This window comes from Peptostreptococcus porci, from assembly GCF_009695815.1.
GTDB classification, from domain to species: domain Bacteria; phylum Bacillota; class Clostridia; order Peptostreptococcales; family Peptostreptococcaceae; genus Peptostreptococcus; species Peptostreptococcus porci.
In genome coordinates this window covers 326,869-342,742 of record NZ_VUNE01000001.1, presented here as the reverse complement: position 1 = coordinate 342,742, position 15,874 = coordinate 326,869, and the positions used below count along the sequence as shown (strand labels likewise).

Genomic DNA, 15,874 nt, shown 5'->3' with positions numbered 1-15,874 from the left:
GTAATTACCTCCCTTGTTTTTTCAATCTACGCTTTCACATATACCTCAAATGGCGGATAGTATATCTGAATACACTATTTATATCTGTAATGGACAAACATAACAGCACGAAGCTGTTTTCCACCAAAATTTTCTTCAATAAAATTGTCAGTTTCTAAAAAGCCATATTTTTTATAAAACTTTTTGGCAATGATATTGTCCTCCAATACCCACAAAAATATTTTATCATAACCTTGCTTATATAATTCATCCATTACTCTAGAAAACAATTTTTTACCGTACCCTTTTCCTATGTATTGTGGTAGCAAATAAATTGAAATTATCTCTCCATAGTTTTTATAATCTGAAAATCTTGATTCACAAAAGCTACTTGTCCCAACATATTTTCCATCCTCTACACATACGAGAGTTTGCCAACCAGGTAAATCTAAAACTGATGACCATTTACCTTCTTCTATTAAATTGAGATATTCTTCTGGCATTATATCCTTATATGCATATTTCCAGCACTCTTCATAAATTCCACTGATTGCCATCCTGTCGTCTAATGAATTAATATATCTTATTTCCATAGTATCTATCTCCTTAATAAGCCTGACATTTCCCTATTATTAAAAGCGCCTATCAGTTTCCAATATATTATCACATTAATTGCTATGAAGCAACTACAAAACTTTTCCAAATATCTCTTTCCATACTATTTTATAGCCTGATTTCATTTTCATTCTTTTGTGCTTATAGAAAAAAGAGGCTGACCCAAAAGTCCCATAAATTGCCGTAGGATTTACCTATGGTAATTTTTTGCATAAAAAAACATCTCCATGATATAATGTTAATAGGTAAAAACAAGAAAAAGGAGATGATTTTTTATGAATAACTCAAAGGTTATCTACATAGATTATAGCATGAATCAATTACAATTACCGTCTGATTGATTAGATTGGATACCAGAAAACCATATTTCAAGAATAGTTAATGAAGTCGTTGAAAATATGCATATGAAGAAAATAACGAAGGTGAATTGTTAGAAGAATATAGCGACTTAGCTGAAATTTCTTCTAATATTCTTAAATCATTGGAAGAAAAAGATTCTAGATATAAAAAGGCTGTTATTACATCTGAACAAATCGACACTATCGGAAATAAATTAAACAAAATCGAAGAAAAACTTACGGAAGAGAATGTAAGTAAGAAACATAAAATAAATCCAATAAGAAAATTGCGCAAGAAATTTACTGAAGATTTTTCTCCAATAATGAAGAAATATGAGAGATATAAAACTATACTTTCAGGTAGAAATAGCTTTTCTAAAACAGATACGGATGCCACTTTTATGTTCATACATAGATCTTATCCCTTTTAATACAATGAGATTTGAAATGACAAATAGATATAAAAAAGATATCAAATATTGGCAACATTGGGAATATGACGAGCAATATGATAGATTTATATGTCCTAACGGAAAAAATATAAAATTTAAAAATTATTCAACGAGAAAAGATAAATATGGCTCGATAGAGCCAAGTTAACCTATACAAAACTCATAAAGAGAGCACAAATAAAAATACACGCTACACATTCATTTCCATACATGGAGAATGTGGGCGTGTATTTTATTTAGGGCTCTTATGAGTCAGCCCCTTAACAAGAAATTATTATTTTTACGATTTTTACTACAAATATTGTATTTTTTAATCGTTAATTACAAGCCAACTATCTATTTTATCTTTTGGTTTTTCCCAACTTACAACAACATGTACTCCTTTCGTTTCCGTATCAGAAATACCCAAACTTCCGCCTTTTCCCAATAAATATAACGTATATTTCAAATCTGTTTTTGCCTCATACGATCCTTCAATAAAGCTTTCATCTGTCTTAGTTTCCCAAGAATCCAATCTAGGGATACTAATCTTTGTATCTGTCTTTTCAGCAGCTATATCTAAGGATATTTCTCCTTCTTTTATTGCCCTTATGCTTACTGCTTTATTGTCTTTTAACTCTATTTTCCCTGACTTTGCTATTGCCCCATTTTTAAATACTGTAAAAACAATAGCTTTATCTTCTTCTCCTGTGACTAAATCTTTTGGAAAATAAAATTGTTCTCCATTAGTTCTATTCAAAATACATTTATTTCCCACAGCAATACCTACTGTATCCAAATCTTCTTTTGTTTCATTTTTTACTGTAAATGCAACATCAATATCATCACTATTTCTGTTCATATAAAAGAATACACCAACAATGCACAATACTAGAACCGCTACTAATAAAGCAATCTTCCTTGTCATCTTAACACCTCCCTTATAGCTGACTTTTCAATAATATAATTCTTATTGGCTATTTTTTCAAAGTCCTTATCATGACTTACAACTATTATCGTCTTACCTTCATCATTTAATTTAATAAGTGTATCGATTACAATTTTTTTATTTTCATAATCAAGAGAGCCTGTCGGTTCATCTGCCAACATAATTTCAAACGGTTTTATCATGTTTCTTGCAAGAGCTACCCTTTGCTGTTCTCCTCCTGAAAGTTCATAAACCCTTGATTTTAATTTATCCGAAATACCCATTTTGCTCAATGCAACTTCTATAAACTTTTTCTTATTTTTTTCTTTATTGTATTTTGCAGCAAGTAACATATTTTCTTCAACTGTCATTTTTTCCACTAGCGCAAAATTTTGAAATAAATAAGCAATTTTTTCTCTGCGTAATAGTTCTCCCACTTTCGGATTTTTTACTGGATCTTGATTTGAAAAACAAGTTACACTACCACTATCATAATTTTCTAGTGTTCCAATTATATTTAAAAGTGTCGTTTTTCCACCTCCACTTTTTCCAAAGATACAAACAAAATCGCCTTTATAAATATCTAAACTAATATTTTCTAAAATACTGTTATTTCCATACTTTTTAGAAATATTTCTTAAGGTTATTTGCAATTCCTTTTCTTTTTGCATTTAACAACCCTCCTTTAGTCTAAGTACAATACTTCTTTCACTTTTCTTTAATTGTAAAATTTCTATACCAAAACATATAAAACTTCCACAAATACATAATATTAAACTAATCAAAAGTTTAGACATACTCCAACCATCTCTTGGTATAAATAGTCCAACATCATTTATTACTCCTGTTACCAGAATAACAATAAACAAAATGATAATACTTATGATATGACCAATTATATTTTCAATAATTTTCTTATGATGTATATCGAAAAATCCATATCCCAACAACCTAGAAACATCTATTCTTTGTCCATGATTATAAAAATATGTTTCTTTATCTATTTTTAATAAAGTTGCCAGAATAATAATAGATAAAACAAGACCAAGAACATATATGCTTACCTCCATCTTATATTCATCTATTCTTGCAACTACATCATCGTAAACTGAACTTATATAGAGTATGAACGACTCGGATTCTGTTTGTTCAATTATATCCTTCAAATTTTCATATGCCCTACTAGGGTCTCTAACATATGGATGTAACTGCCCATTTACTAAAGATGATAGTTTAATTCCGTGATCTGGGAGTAACTCTTTACCATTTACTGCTATCAAAACATAGTTTTTCAAATTCGCTTCATCAATCCTTTTGCTACTGTCAAAAGAAAACACACTTTGATTATCTTTCAACCTTACATATGTTTCTATGATTGTATCTTGTTTTTTTATGTTCTGAAAAATATGATCTTCGTGAATCTTATCTCTATCAAATTCGGTAATTTCAACATTTTCTGGAACAAAAATAATCCACTCGTTTTCATGTATTTTATATTGTTCTATTTTATTCATATCTTTATCTAAAATATTTGAAATATGTAAATAATTTTTATTTACATAGGCATAATTACCTTGAAATGCTTGTTGCCTTAGATACTCCACATCAGTATTCATTCCTTCTTTCCTAACATTTGGTGCATTAAATAATATTGCTCCCCTATCATCCAGACTATCCCATAAATCAATCAGACTTGGTATGACAATTTTATTGAACTTTTCATCATCTTTTTCATAACTCCAAGACCATGCACAAGCCATGTTTGCATAGTATTTCGAACTCTCCCAAATAGGTATATATTGTTTCATACTAAAGTAGTCAGCAAGTCCCAAGAGGCTTACAATTGAGAGATAAAAAACCATAACAATTGAACCTGTTTTTATAAAAAATGAACTTCTATGATAAATTCTTCTATAACCCTTCAATAAAGCAATTATATTAATTCCTTTTAATTTTAGATAAATCAATATAAACTCTATTGATATTAGAACTGCTGTTATAAGAGCTAATAAAATAAGTATTGTTTTCATTGATATAATAAATCCCAAAATATCAATGGGATCTACTAAATATCCTATAATTCCAATTGTTAACAAGAATCCTATTATTATTGGTACAACAAGAAGATTTAATATTTTATCAATAGCCAAAGTTAATTTGTTATATCCTAGTAAAATTGATATTGATAATTCCTTTGAAATCATCCCATTATAAATAATTAAACAAAAGACAATAGTTACAAATATAATAAAAATCGTTAGCGTATATAGAAAAGCCTGCTTCTGTGTGAATTCACTGGAAACAATAAAATCTGAATTAACTACAGCTTCTGTTTTCAATTTTTTGTTTTCATTTATTTCCTCAATAAACTTATTAATATTTACTTCTGTCCCTCTTATATGATAATCCCCATTCACCTTTTCCATGCTGATATTTTGAAAAGGAATTATGCTTATGTCTTTTGATGTCAATAAACTCATTGATTTTACATTCTCAAAATCATTTAATTTATTTTTACAATCAGCAATAGAGATATTTCTAAAAGATTTTTTGAACCACTCAGAATCATTTAGATGAATGTAAATCTTTATTCTTTGTCTATCAAATCTACTATTTTTAGGAATATATTCTTCCTTTATGAAGCTTATATCATTTCTATTGGCTATTTTCTGCAATTCATTTATTGTTTTATTGGATTTTTCTGGTTTTGTTACAATGTTTACAGTCGTATTAAAATCTTTTATAAATATATTTAAAAACATACTATCTGAATAGAAAAAATTTCCTATGCCAATCGTTATAATTAGTAAAATTGTTAATATACCCAGTGTTTTTTTCATTTCGCACCATCTCCAACTTTATGTATGAGAAATGCCACAATGCTAAAACAACAGTGTGGCACTGCTCAAACTCGTTTAACTATTTTTTATTTACTGCTATTTAACATCAGCCCAAGCCCTATTACCGCTTAATGCTTTTTCCCAAGAAGCCTCTGCTCTACTTCCCGCACTTATCCAACCCGAATAAGAGAACTTACCACCAGCCCCTTGTACTGTAGTTTTATGTGTTTTTTTACTGTGATCATATTTAGACCAAACATAGCGACTACCTACACCATGTCTCCATTTTCCACCTAAAAAATTTTTCCATCCACTATCATAACTGAACAATGTTGGCTGAGTATAATCTTCTTCAAAAACTTCCATCTCATAACCAAGTCCTTCAACATATGGCAAGTTTGTTTCTTCTGCTGCTGCAAATACCGGTACAGATGATGCTAACATCAAACCTGTTAATAATACTAATGACAACGCTTTTTTCATGATAAATTCTCCTCTCTCAAATATTTAAACTTTTTTGCGAAATATTTCTTTCGAATAAAATTATCCAAAACTTCGCTCAATCTCCGTTCCGATACCTATGAGGATTATTGTAATGCATAAAACTCCACCTCCATTTTATATATTATATAATCACAAATGATTATCCAAATTAGTAATTTTCTTCAAATATAAAAGAGCTATCCTTACTTATATTATAGAATAGCTCTTTGTTTTATACTTAACGGTATCTTTGAATAATTCTTGCGTTTTCTTTACGATTTAATTAGGTCTGTATGGAATGATTACTTTGGCACAAACTCTTTTATTCTCTTCTCCAATTTCAAAAGTTCCACCCAAGTGTTTTACAATATCATTTACAATTGTGAGTCCAAGTCCCGATCCATTGTTACTTATTCGTCTTGATAAATCTCCCCTATAGAATTTTGAAGTAGCCATTTTCCAATTCACATTTAAATTTTGAGAAACATCGTTTATAACGCTTATTTTTAACATACCATTTATCGTCTCAATATTTATATGGATATTCGTTCCTTTCACAGAATAATTGACCGCATTTGTAATAAGGTTCTCCATTATCCTTAGTAAAAGTTGTGGCTCTGTTTTGATTATACTATTTTCTAATTCTAAAAACTCTAAAATTAAAATATGATCACTTATAGATAAGCTTCTCTCTTCTTCCCACTGTCTGAAAAAAATATTTACATCTACATCCATTAAATTTAGTGGAATTTCATTTAGATTAAATTTTAAATATGAAAAAAAATCTTCGCTTAAACGATTTAGATATTTTGTATTCTCATATATAACATCAACAAATTTATTTTTTTGTTCTTCGGAAAGATTTTTTTCATCTTTTAATAGTGTTATATAGCCTATCATATTCGCAAGAGGAGTTTTTATATCATGAGCTAAATATGTTAGCAAATCTGTTTTTTCCTTGTATACCAGCTCGTGCTCCTTTTCAAGTTCCTTATGGTAATTATGAAGCTCTATAAATGAAGCTCGTTCCTTTGATAATGATTCATGAAATGGTATTAAATCCTTACTTTCATTTTTAAGATAATTCAGACCAGCCTCAAAATATTGATTATATACATAGAACCTTTTTTTTTGTATTATAAATATTCCTATAAATATAATAACAACGCCTAGCAAAATCATTATATATTTACCTATTTCAAAATAAAAGGAAGAAAATTTGTCTAATGGCAATTCTGGATTTACACTGTTAACAAAAAAAGAATCTATTGTTCTGTAAATAATAAAAAGCAAGATTGTACTTACAAATATCCATAGTATTTGGTAAATAACACCTTCCACAAAAAAACTTTTTCTCTTACCCATTGATTTTATACCCCACTCCCCAAACGGTTAATATAACTGATTTTAATCCAATCTTTTCAAACTTACTTCTAATTCTTCTTACATGAACCATAACAGGATTAACTTCATTTTCTAATACCTTATCACCCCATATTTTATAGTGTATGTCATCCATATTGTACACTTTACCTGGCTCTTCCATAAGTAACCATAAAATATCAAATTCTTTTGGTGTCAGTTCGATCTCTATGTTATCATAATAAACCTTATGTGTTTTAACACTAATCCTTAAGTTATTAATTTTTCTATCACAATCAGTTTTATTCACAATATTTTGTGTAAATACATAATTTCTTCTAAAATGAGAATTAATTCTCGCAATCAATTCAGATGGTTCAAACGGTTTTACAATATAGTCATCTGCACCTATATTCAATCCCTGTACTTTATGAATAGAATCTTCTAAGGCAGTAAGCATAATAATTGGCATTGTGGATGTTTCTCTTATCTTTTTGCATATTTCAAATCCATTTATATCAGGAAGTAAAATATCCAATAAAAGTAAATCATATTTATTTTTTTCAAGTTCCTCTAATGCCTCTTTTCCAGTGTGAAAAATGCTGATTTCCCAATTTTCTGATATTAAATACATCTTTATAAGCTCAGCCAAATTAGTATCGTCTTCTACAAGCATTATTCTCATTTCAGTCATTCATTTCCACTCTCCTTAAAACTAAATACATCATTTGGAGTACATTCTAAGTCATTACATATTTTCCCCAAATTTTTAAATGTAATTGGCTTATCTTTTCCTATTATTGCTAAAAATACACCTTTTTTTACTTTCAAATTTATTTCTGTTAATATTCCTATTTAACAGTTTCACCATGAAAATACCATTCATAGACTCTTTCGTTCTCGTAAAAAATATCTTCATACCCGCAAAACCGCTCAAAGCCCCCATCAACTTTACAATGATAGTGATAATCTCCTTTGACATATATTTCCGGTCCTCTAAAAGGCAATGAATCATATGTCCTATGGTTTTCCTTATATTTTTCAATAGCTACTTTTATTATATATCATAAAAATACGAAGTCCTAGTCTTATTCTGTTTTTTTATTAAATTTCAAGTATTCCTCATTTGCAACTAACAGCTTTTCGTAATAGTCATTATAGCTTTTGCTAAACTCTCTAATCAAAGGTATTGCAAATTCATAATACTTGTTTTCTATCATATAATCCTTTAATTTATCCTGTATATCTTTAAGGGGACTATTTTGGTAGGTATCACTTTTTTTATATAAATTATACTGTTCAACAATTTCAGTGTTTTCGTTCAGCCATTTCTTAAAATCGTCAATAGCCTCTATTTTAGAATTATTTACTGTTTTCATATTCTCAATATCAAAATCAGAGCTAATCTTTTCAATAAAATCCTGCTCCTCTACTGACAATTCAAACGAAGGCAAGTTATCTAAATATTCAATATATTTTGCATAAGCATATTCACCATCTTTATCAAGTGGTTCGTTTAAAAATGGTTGATATGCATAAAATATCATCTGTCCAAAATAACCTGGAAAAGCTCTCAATAACCTATCATATATTGATTCTTCCCTCTCAATCAACGCAACTTTTTCATTAATTATTTTCTCACTTGCTCCTTCAATAATCAGTTTAATAACTTCATTTTTTCTTTTATCGATTTCCGACTTATGTTCTCTATTTCTCAAAATTGATGGCAATACAAATCCATCAGAACGAATAATCGATTTAATTTCTGAAATATTAAAGCCAATTTTTCTGAACAAATTTACTTTTGACAAAATTTCGAAATCCTCTTCACTGTAATCTCTGTAGCCATTTTCAAGTTTTCTCGGATTAATCAGACCTTTTTTCTCATAATACTCGATTGCTTTTCTGGTTAAACCCGTTTTACTCTGTATTTCATTTCTCAACATTGATATCACCACCTTTACCAGAGTATACCATTGTCCCCAATGTACATGTCAAGATAGATGATAAAATATTTCATATTGATGTGCTTTTTTTCATTTATTCCCCTAGAAAATCTTAAAAAATTTCAAAAAACTATCGACGCTTTAAGACGTATATGCAATAATATGATTACAGTAAGATAATTCTTATTAGTAATCAATAGAAAAAGAGGAACAAAATGAATGAAGAAATGAATATAAGCGAACTGCTAAAAGAAGTAGTAGAAGAAAATCAAACTAGAAAAATTTTAGAAATTTTAAATCAAAGCAAAGATTTAGAAGAGGCTAAAGAAAATGTAAAATCCCTACTAAACAAATAGCAGGGCAAATAATAGGGTACTAAAAAATGTGCACACACATAAATTAGTACCCTATTGTAATAAATTTATTATCTAATTTTAGATTGAAAATAGAAACTTTCGATTAAAGTAGCGCTTTTATATCTGCATCTAATTCTTCAGCAGTGTATGTTGGAGAAAATCTTTCAACAACGTTGCCATCTCTATCAACCAAGAATTTTGTAAAGTTCCATTTAATTTCACTTCCTTCAAATACTTGACCGATTGAAGCAAGTTTTTCTAGAAGACCAGCTGAAGCATCATTTGTCTTATCAACAGGCTTCTGTTCTTTTAAATATTTGAAAAGTGGATCTGCATTTGGTCCATTCACTTCTACCTTTTCAAAGTTTTCAAATGTAACACCATAATTTACCATACAGAATTTTGCTGTACCGTTTCCGTCTTCTGGATTCTGATCAAGGAATTGTCCACATGGGAAACCAACAATTTCAAGTCCTTCACTATTGTATTTCTTATAAAGTTTTTCCAAACCTTCAAGTTGAGGTGTCAATCCACAACCAGTTGCGATATTTACTATTAGTAATACCTTTCCCTTGTAATTTGATAAAGAAATTTCACCATCTTCCAAACTTATTGCTTTAAAATCGTATACGCTCATTATTTTTTCCTCCTAAATCTATTTTGAAATATGTATCAACTTTTGGCACATATAACTTTTTTAACTATATATAAATATTTACCATTATTAGTATGACTTCAAACATATTTATTTGCAATATAGAACAAATTTTTTTATTTTTTCCAAACGTCTTGTCCCTTCCCTGATCCAATCTCAAAATGATATTTCACAATTCCTAAATCAATCTTTGTATAAAATCCCAAACCAGAAACTCTAAGTGCTACTTTTTCGCCATTTCTATCAAACCTAAATTTTTGTTGATTCACTGCAGTTGGCGCAAGAAGAGCTGCTTCAATTCCAGATTTATACCATTCAGGATCTCCATCCTTAAAATCACTCACGTCTGTAATCGATTTTAGCTTATGACCATCACCATTGCTTTCGCCGTATCCCAAAGCTACAACCAAGTACCTCTTTTCTCCATGTTTTTCAGTTCCTTGTGCCTTACCTTTTTTGTATGTTAGTGCAACCCAACATGAATTAATACCCAACTCCTGAGCCTTCAATACTATTCTCTCACCATAATATCCTGCTTCAATATCCTTTCCCTTAGGACCAACGATAACAAGATAATTTTTACACCCTTTAAACTGTCCATATGAAGGTTTATTTGCCTGAAAAGCCTCTGGTTCGTTTGTAATTAACTGGATATTCATCCCACTTTCTCTATTACAACTGTCGATTTCCTGTTGTAGCACCTTTACAGCCTCTTCATTCAACGGCTCATCAGTAAATCTCCTTACCGAATGTCTCTGTCTCATTAATTCCATCATTTTTACTGTTTCCATAAACTATTTCCTCCTCTAGTTTTTTATTTCTTTTTCAAGCATTTCTTTATGATCCTTTCGTCTAAGCGTTTAAACTATTATACAATAAAAATCTGAAAAATGTTCAATGGTAAAGAAAATCGATACGAATATTGTTTTTTTCTATTATTGTATTCTTTCTCAATTTAGATATTAATACTTTCTTGATACTAATACTAATTTACTTTTTGTATTAGTTTGATATTTTTTGTATAAAAAACACCTTAACATTTATTGTTAAAGTGTTTTTCTACAGTTCTGAAACTTATTACTAATTTATATTTTTTTCATTATATGCCAAAATTATTGATACATTCATTATTGATACATTCATTATTAGTACTTCTCCAATGCTATCATCTTCCAATTTTCCTTTGAAAGATACATACAATGTTGAATTCTTACCTCATTCAACAACGAACAAATTTTATTTTCTTCTGTATGGTGATACTTGAAACCACATTTTTCTTGACATCGTCTTGATTTGTCATTTCCATCAAAATAACAACACCACAATGCACTGCACCCCAAATCATCAAATGCATATTCTTGCAAGGCTTTTACTGCTTCAGGAATATATCCCTTCCCCCAAAAAGGAACACCTATCCAAAACCCGATTTCCATTTCATTTTCACCAATTTGAGCTGTATTAGATTTAGAAGCCGGAATCAAGCCAATACTACCTATTGCTCGATTGTCTTCTTTCAAGCAAACTGCATATGTTCCCTCTGCGGACAATACTCCACGAATTATTTCTAGACTGTTTTCAACACTCGTGTGTACAGGCCACCCTGCGATTGGACCCACAGATGGATCTTTGGCATATTCGAATAGACTTTCTACATCTGATTCTAACCATGGACGTAGAATTAATCTTTTTGTTGTAAATTGCATGTTTTTGTACTCCTTTCTGTATCACCATATCAAGTAATAACTTGTAGTTATCAACCACATCATATACAATCCAAAATAGACAGATATAAATCTAGTCTCTGATTCAAATATCTTGCAAACATATCTGCCATTGCTGATATATTATGTTTCATATGATATTCATCAAAGGCTTCATAATATTTCAATCGATCAGTAAACTTTATATCTATAGGCGGATATCCCGCTTTTATTAGTTCCAAATTAACTAGTAATCTTCCGGTTCTTCCATTTCCATCAGAGAATGTATCAATGAGACACTGCTAGAAACCTATAATTGATTTCTACTTTTTGAGTACGTTCTTTACCGATTCCCTCTGCTTGATACACGTAAATTGAATCAATCAGCTCACACAGCATAGAACGGTTTAACTCTGTAACATCTTTGTATTTACTAATAGTTTCAAGGAATCTATCCGTACCCTGTACTTTCTCCTCTTCGGATTTTATTTTTGACTTTAATTCTCTATAGCTTTGCACTACCTCTGCTTGTTCAGTTTCATAGTTCATAGACATTTTAGAGAATCTTTCATCAGTTATTTTCCCTAAAGCATTTTGCTCTATAAGTTTGGTAAAAATACTGTCTATTTCATCAATCCGTTTCTCTAAGGAAACTAATTCTTGGTTGAATTGATGAATCTTCTGACTTCCGCTCGTTTCACTTAGCTCTCGCATTTCTTTGATAAAATGGTCTCCTAGTTCTTCCATACTATTTACATGATTTTTAATATCATTTTGAACAATTTCATATAAAGCTTTGTATGAAATTGCGTGAGTAGTGCAAAGTTCGGTATTTCTTGCGTATGTTCTGCAACGGAATCTTGGTTCATTTCCGTTTGGATTGGAATACGCTAAATTTCTTCCACAATCTGGACACTTAACCAATCCCACAAAGATATTGGGTTTCCCTGTTTTGTTAGGCTGTTTCTTTACACTAATAAATTTTTGTACTATCTCAAAAGTTTCCTTATCGATAATAGCTTCATGAGTATTCTCAACCACTATCCAATCTTCTTTTGGCACAGGAACGATTTTCTTGTTCTTGAATGATTTGGTTTGTGATTTATGAGATACCATGTGTCCTAGATAAACTTGATTTTCCAAAATCATCTTAACATTCTTTCCAACCCAATCAGTAGGAAACGTAAATCCTTTGCTTTGCTCCAAAATCCCTTTTTTCTTTGCTCGATAGGCTCTAGGAACTAAAATTCCATCTTTACAAAGTATCCTTGCGATTTGATGTGTACTTGTACCTTGTTGTGATAATTCAAAAATCCGCTTCACAATCGGCGCTGTTTCAGGGTCAACAATCAATTTCTTTTTGTTCTCTGGGTCAACTAAATAACCATAAGGAGCAAATGCACCTGTAAAACCGCCAGTCAAAGCTGTTGTTCGTATTGAACTACGGATTTTCTTTGATATATCACGAGCATAATATTCGTTCAAGACAGATTTGAAGGGCATAATTTCGTTATCATCTTGTGCAGTATCAACCATATCATTGATAGCGATAAAGCGAACATCTAAATCTGGAAAAACTTCTTCCACATAGTACATGAATAGTGCATTGTTCCGTCCTAGACGTGACATATCCTTGACCAGAACTACATTAACTTTTCCTGCTTCAATATCTTCAAACATTCGATTCAATGCAGGTCTGTTAAAAGTTGTTCCGCTGAATCCATCATCAATGTACTCATCATATACATAAAACTTGTTTTCTTTCGCATATCGCTTCAACATTTCTCTTTGATTAGCAATGCTATTACTTTCTTTGTCCAACCCATCATCTCGTGAAAGGCGAGAGTATAATGCAACTTTTTCTTTATTATTTGCTTGCTGTTTTAACAATGTAAGCTCCTTTCCACAGCAAACAAACAACTCATATCCATTCCATTATACCACGCCCTCATAGGGGTTTCAGCTATTTATTTGACTGTTTTAGTGTCATTTAACGACCTGTCCTACCTCATTTTTTATCAATCTCTTTATAAGATGTTGAAGTGTTACAGCTCCTATAAATTTTGAAATCACATAAAATTTTGTATTATCAATACACATAGTTTTATTTTGACTATTCTCTTGCATAGCTTCACCTCACTTTGTTGCAAAGATAATCACGGTTATACTGCTTCTACATAAAACAGAAACAGCATGGAGTTTTACAAGCAATCGAACAGCTTTAGCAAAGCTCACGGGAATTTCACCCTTGCACGGTTCTCGTCCAACTGTACTCATTGCCTGCGACGCTTTGAACGCTCGGACTGTGACTGTACAGGAGTATCATTATCACGATAGGAATGTCTTCGCTGGCAATCCTGCTAAAGATTGCTTCTTGGATCATTGACTGAATCGCTCGCTATCTTTAGGGGATAGGTCATGGCGGTCAGCTCCGCTGGCTCTTTTCTTATCGAAATGTATTCGACTGCTATTATTCAGTTTTCAAGGAACAAAGAAATAGGGCAGTGTCACTCAATTTCAAATGACAGGATTTTTGTAATCAGTCTGGTTTCCATTCGTCCACGTAAAACTTCATCAACGACCATACTTTGATTGCCATACTCATCTTTCATCAGTCTAAGAGAGCGTTTTGTAATGTACCCTCTGTAATGATGAAGAATCTGGTTAATCGCTTCTGTATCGCCATCACAAGCCCTTACAATCATTGGAAACGGAATTCTGGAATATTCTTTTCTCATTCTTCATTTTCCTCCTCCATAAACTTCTTGATTAAGTCTAGTCCACTGGTTCTATGTCGATAGACAGTAGAGCGGTTCAATTTCAGTAAATCCGCTATTTCTGAATCACTCATGTCCATAAAATAGAACAGCAGTAGGATTTCACGCTTCTTGTCTGGCAATTCTTTTAGTGCTTCACTCAATAAATCATTTTCGATACCAACAGAAATATCATTGAGCGTAAAAATTTGAAAATCAGATGAATAGCTGTCTGTCGTTGCAAACTGATTGACGAGATAATCGCCAATATCCGAAAAGGACACTTCACGCTTTGCCAGCCTTGAAAGATAAAGGAAATAATTCTTCCGCTCGTCGTCCATAGCTCGCATACAGATAAAATCAAACTGATGTTCAATTCTCTCTTGAAAAGAAGATGGTTTCATGTTTCTCACCCCCTTTCTTTGGAAAGGAAGTGAGCTTTGCTCTTTTATCTCCTTTCACTCTTACTCCCAATGTGAAAGGGCGATTTGTTGCATTAAGAATTGAAAAAACATTAAAAAATATCCAGAGATACAAAAAAAGCACATAGACAGATTGATTTCTCTGTTTATATGCTTTAATTATTCTTGTTATATGATGTATAAAACCACATCGATAGACGTATTTGTCTATTGCTGGTGGATAACTTTTTTTGATAACAACCTAGGAATCAGACTATATGTAATATATCTCATGGCGACGTTTATCTCCATTAAACCGCCATTTGAAAGTGAGATTTATATTTTTACAGCACGAATAGCATTTCCAAACAACGGTTTTTTTATTGAAGTTGAGTAGTGCTTTTAAGAATGTAATTTAATAGGAACTGAAAAACTATTTAACACGTTTTTCTATACCTGTTTCAAATTCAACAGGAACAGTAAAATGTATAGAGGTGGTCTATTATGCGTAAGAAAGAAGATAAATTCGATTTTAGAGCCTTTGGTTTAGCAATCAAAGAAGCTCGAATGAAGCGAGGTTTAACTCGTGAACAAGTGGGAGCATTGATTGAGATTGACCCACGTTACCTAACTAATATTGAAAATAAAGGGCAACACCCAAGCATACAAGTCCTCTATGACCTTGTATCATTACTTGATGTGTCCGTTGATGAGTTTTTCTTACCTCATAATGATCTGACGAAAAGTACCCGAAGATTACAGGTAGAAAAACTACTGGATAACTTCACAGATAAAGAACTATCGTTGATTGAAGCCTTAGCTAGTGGTATCAATGAATCAAGAAACATCAAAAACTAATCATAATAACAATACATAAAACAGAAAGAGCCGATAAAATGAGAATGCTAATCTCAGATTATCGGCTCTGCGTCTTTGCGTCTGGCTCTGTAATCACAGTTAACTTGAACTGCTTTATATCAACTAAATTTTCCTGTCTACATTTAGGACAATAGAGAGGAAAGTTCTTCAATTCAGTATCTTCCCTTATTTTCAAACGTGTTTTATTTCCACAGATGGGACACAG

General features: G+C 31.2%; 23 protein-coding genes. 4 read left to right on the top strand and 19 right to left on the bottom strand.

All coding sequences use genetic code 11. The annotated features are described in order from the left end of the window. Positions 1-74: 74 nt before the first annotated feature. A complete protein-coding gene (locus FYJ71_RS01465; RefSeq protein ID WP_154537041.1) occupies positions 75-572 on the bottom strand; it encodes a GNAT family N-acetyltransferase in 498 nt (165 codons plus the stop codon). A gap of 503 nt (positions 573-1,075) precedes the next feature. Between FYJ71_RS01465 and FYJ71_RS01460 the strand changes: the two genes are divergently transcribed. Both FYJ71_RS01460 and FYJ71_RS01455 read left to right on the top strand, forming a co-directional pair. After that, positions 1,076-1,363 carry a hypothetical protein gene (locus FYJ71_RS01460; protein ID WP_154537040.1) on the top strand — a complete coding sequence of 96 codons (288 nt, stop codon included), beginning with the start codon at positions 1,076-1,078 and terminating at the stop codon, positions 1,361-1,363. Positions 1,364-1,379: 16 nt separating this feature from the next. Further along, on the top strand, positions 1,380-1,532 hold the full coding sequence (locus tag FYJ71_RS01455; protein WP_154537039.1) for a hypothetical protein: 153 nt from the start codon (positions 1,380-1,382) through the stop codon (positions 1,530-1,532). A gap of 162 nt (positions 1,533-1,694) precedes the next feature. On the opposite strand, the gene FYJ71_RS01450 is transcribed toward FYJ71_RS01455, so the two are convergent. The 9 genes from FYJ71_RS01450 to FYJ71_RS01415 all read right to left on the bottom strand — a co-directional run bounded on the left by FYJ71_RS01450 (position 1,695) and on the right by FYJ71_RS01415 (position 8,922). Then, the gene (locus FYJ71_RS01450) at positions 1,695-2,291 is read right to left on the bottom strand and encodes a conjugal transfer protein (protein ID WP_154537038.1); all 597 of its coding nucleotides are present in this window, start codon (positions 2,289-2,291) and stop codon (positions 1,695-1,697) included. Next, complete coding sequence (locus FYJ71_RS01445; protein ID WP_154537037.1) at positions 2,288-2,962, bottom strand: ATP-binding cassette domain-containing protein; 675 nt, start codon at positions 2,960-2,962, stop codon at positions 2,288-2,290. The genes FYJ71_RS01450 and FYJ71_RS01445 overlap by 4 nt, the downstream gene beginning before the upstream one ends. Further along, the gene (locus FYJ71_RS01440; protein ID WP_154537036.1) at positions 2,963-5,131 is read right to left on the bottom strand and encodes a hypothetical protein; all 2,169 of its coding nucleotides are present in this window, start codon (positions 5,129-5,131) and stop codon (positions 2,963-2,965) included. Positions 5,132-5,227: 96 nt separating this feature from the next. Then, positions 5,228-5,602 carry a lactococcin 972 family bacteriocin gene (locus tag FYJ71_RS01435; RefSeq protein WP_235899040.1) on the bottom strand — a complete coding sequence of 125 codons (375 nt, stop codon included), beginning with the start codon at positions 5,600-5,602 and terminating at the stop codon, positions 5,228-5,230. A 291-nt stretch (positions 5,603-5,893) separates the two neighbouring features. After that, complete coding sequence (locus FYJ71_RS01430) at positions 5,894-6,979, bottom strand: sensor histidine kinase (protein WP_154537034.1); 1,086 nt, start codon at positions 6,977-6,979, stop codon at positions 5,894-5,896. Next, positions 6,972-7,670, bottom strand: coding sequence for a response regulator transcription factor (locus FYJ71_RS01425; RefSeq protein WP_235899039.1), 699 nt, complete (start codon positions 7,668-7,670; stop codon positions 6,972-6,974). Before FYJ71_RS01425 ends, FYJ71_RS01430 begins: the two co-directional genes overlap by 8 nt. Further along, positions 7,667-7,807 (bottom strand): hypothetical protein, encoded by a 141-nt coding sequence (locus FYJ71_RS09960; RefSeq protein ID WP_456299525.1) that lies wholly within the window; start codon positions 7,805-7,807, stop codon positions 7,667-7,669. Before FYJ71_RS09960 ends, FYJ71_RS01425 begins: the two co-directional genes overlap by 4 nt. A gap of 20 nt (positions 7,808-7,827) precedes the next feature. Continuing rightward, positions 7,828-7,983: a DUF5680 domain-containing protein gene (locus FYJ71_RS01420; RefSeq protein WP_235899038.1), complete on the bottom strand. Its 156-nt coding sequence runs from the start codon at positions 7,981-7,983 to the stop codon at positions 7,828-7,830. Positions 7,984-8,064: 81 nt separating this feature from the next. Then, on the bottom strand, positions 8,065-8,922 hold the full coding sequence (locus FYJ71_RS01415) for a MerR family transcriptional regulator (RefSeq protein ID WP_154537032.1): 858 nt from the start codon (positions 8,920-8,922) through the stop codon (positions 8,065-8,067). Positions 8,923-9,137: 215 nt separating this feature from the next. Here FYJ71_RS01415 and FYJ71_RS01410 point away from each other — a divergent pair, with 215 nt between their 5' ends. Further along, entirely contained in the window at positions 9,138-9,278 is a 141-nt protein-coding gene (locus tag FYJ71_RS01410; protein ID WP_154537031.1) for a protein phosphatase, read from the top strand. A gap of 103 nt (positions 9,279-9,381) precedes the next feature. Here FYJ71_RS01410 and FYJ71_RS01405 read toward each other — a convergent pair whose 3' ends face one another. The 8 genes from FYJ71_RS01405 to FYJ71_RS01365 all read right to left on the bottom strand — a co-directional run bounded on the left by FYJ71_RS01405 (position 9,382) and on the right by FYJ71_RS01365 (position 14,730). Further along, the gene (locus FYJ71_RS01405; RefSeq protein ID WP_154537030.1) at positions 9,382-9,915 is read right to left on the bottom strand and encodes a glutathione peroxidase; all 534 of its coding nucleotides are present in this window, start codon (positions 9,913-9,915) and stop codon (positions 9,382-9,384) included. A 134-nt stretch (positions 9,916-10,049) separates the two neighbouring features. Beyond that, a complete protein-coding gene (locus tag FYJ71_RS01400) occupies positions 10,050-10,724 on the bottom strand; it encodes a nitroreductase family protein (RefSeq protein WP_154537029.1) in 675 nt (224 codons plus the stop codon). A 354-nt stretch (positions 10,725-11,078) separates the two neighbouring features. Further along, positions 11,079-11,636, bottom strand: a complete 558-nt coding sequence (locus FYJ71_RS01395) for a GNAT family N-acetyltransferase (RefSeq protein ID WP_154537028.1) — start codon at positions 11,634-11,636, stop codon at positions 11,079-11,081. Positions 11,637-11,695: 59 nt separating this feature from the next. Next, the gene (locus FYJ71_RS01390; protein WP_207707208.1) at positions 11,696-11,875 is read right to left on the bottom strand and encodes a hypothetical protein; all 180 of its coding nucleotides are present in this window, start codon (positions 11,873-11,875) and stop codon (positions 11,696-11,698) included. Positions 11,876-11,921: 46 nt separating this feature from the next. After that, complete coding sequence (tndX, locus tag FYJ71_RS01385) at positions 11,922-13,523, bottom strand: site-specific resolvase TndX (RefSeq protein ID WP_002324544.1); 1,602 nt, start codon at positions 13,521-13,523, stop codon at positions 11,922-11,924. A gap of 96 nt (positions 13,524-13,619) precedes the next feature. Beyond that, positions 13,620-13,760: a hypothetical protein gene (locus FYJ71_RS01380; protein ID WP_002324545.1), complete on the bottom strand. Its 141-nt coding sequence runs from the start codon at positions 13,758-13,760 to the stop codon at positions 13,620-13,622. A 380-nt stretch (positions 13,761-14,140) separates the two neighbouring features. Continuing rightward, entirely contained in the window at positions 14,141-14,371 is a 231-nt protein-coding gene (locus tag FYJ71_RS01370; protein WP_002334012.1) for a helix-turn-helix domain-containing protein, read from the bottom strand. After that, positions 14,368-14,730, bottom strand: coding sequence for an RNA polymerase sigma factor (locus FYJ71_RS01365; protein WP_456299524.1), 363 nt, complete (start codon positions 14,728-14,730; stop codon positions 14,368-14,370). The genes FYJ71_RS01370 and FYJ71_RS01365 overlap by 4 nt, the downstream gene beginning before the upstream one ends. A 564-nt stretch (positions 14,731-15,294) precedes the next feature. Between FYJ71_RS01365 and FYJ71_RS01355 the strand changes: the two genes are divergently transcribed. Continuing rightward, positions 15,295-15,648, top strand: a complete 354-nt coding sequence (locus tag FYJ71_RS01355; protein WP_002324548.1) for a helix-turn-helix domain-containing protein — start codon at positions 15,295-15,297, stop codon at positions 15,646-15,648. 58 nt (positions 15,649-15,706) lie between these two features. Here FYJ71_RS01355 and FYJ71_RS01350 read toward each other — a convergent pair whose 3' ends face one another. Further along, a complete protein-coding gene (locus FYJ71_RS01350) occupies positions 15,707-15,874 on the bottom strand; it encodes a cysteine-rich KTR domain-containing protein (RefSeq protein WP_002319681.1) in 168 nt (55 codons plus the stop codon).

Excerpts from the sequence above, each read along its gene's own strand:
- FYJ71_RS01465 (WP_154537041.1), bottom strand. The coding sequence starts at position 572 with ATGGAAATAAGATATATTAATTCATTAGACGACAGGATGGCAATCAGT.
- FYJ71_RS01455 (WP_154537039.1), top strand. The coding sequence starts at position 1,380 with ATGACAAATAGATATAAAAAAGATATCAAATATTGGCAACATTGGGAA.
- FYJ71_RS01450 (WP_154537038.1), bottom strand. The coding sequence starts at position 2,291 with ATGACAAGGAAGATTGCTTTATTAGTAGCGGTTCTAGTATTGTGCATT.
- FYJ71_RS01445 (WP_154537037.1), bottom strand. The coding sequence starts at position 2,962 with ATGCAAAAAGAAAAGGAATTGCAAATAACCTTAAGAAATATTTCTAAA.
- FYJ71_RS01440 (WP_154537036.1), bottom strand. The coding sequence starts at position 5,131 with ATGAAAAAAACACTGGGTATATTAACAATTTTACTAATTATAACGATT.
- FYJ71_RS01430 (WP_154537034.1), bottom strand. The coding sequence starts at position 6,979 with ATGGGTAAGAGAAAAAGTTTTTTTGTGGAAGGTGTTATTTACCAAATA.
- FYJ71_RS01425 (WP_235899039.1), bottom strand. The coding sequence starts at position 7,670 with ATGACTGAAATGAGAATAATGCTTGTAGAAGACGATACTAATTTGGCT.
- FYJ71_RS01415 (WP_154537032.1), bottom strand. The coding sequence starts at position 8,922 with ATGTTGAGAAATGAAATACAGAGTAAAACGGGTTTAACCAGAAAAGCA.
- FYJ71_RS01410 (WP_154537031.1), top strand. The coding sequence starts at position 9,138 with ATGAATGAAGAAATGAATATAAGCGAACTGCTAAAAGAAGTAGTAGAA.
- FYJ71_RS01405 (WP_154537030.1), bottom strand. The coding sequence starts at position 9,915 with ATGAGCGTATACGATTTTAAAGCAATAAGTTTGGAAGATGGTGAAATT.
- FYJ71_RS01400 (WP_154537029.1), bottom strand. The coding sequence starts at position 10,724 with ATGGAAACAGTAAAAATGATGGAATTAATGAGACAGAGACATTCGGTA.
- FYJ71_RS01395 (WP_154537028.1), bottom strand. The coding sequence starts at position 11,636 with ATGCAATTTACAACAAAAAGATTAATTCTACGTCCATGGTTAGAATCA.
- FYJ71_RS01380 (WP_002324545.1), bottom strand. The coding sequence starts at position 13,760 with ATGCAAGAGAATAGTCAAAATAAAACTATGTGTATTGATAATACAAAA.
- FYJ71_RS01370 (WP_002334012.1), bottom strand. The coding sequence starts at position 14,371 with ATGAGAAAAGAATATTCCAGAATTCCGTTTCCAATGATTGTAAGGGCT.
- FYJ71_RS01365 (WP_456299524.1), bottom strand. The coding sequence starts at position 14,730 with ATGGACGACGAGCGGAAGAATTATTTCCTTTATCTTTCAAGGCTGGCA.
- FYJ71_RS01355 (WP_002324548.1), top strand. The coding sequence starts at position 15,295 with ATGCGTAAGAAAGAAGATAAATTCGATTTTAGAGCCTTTGGTTTAGCA.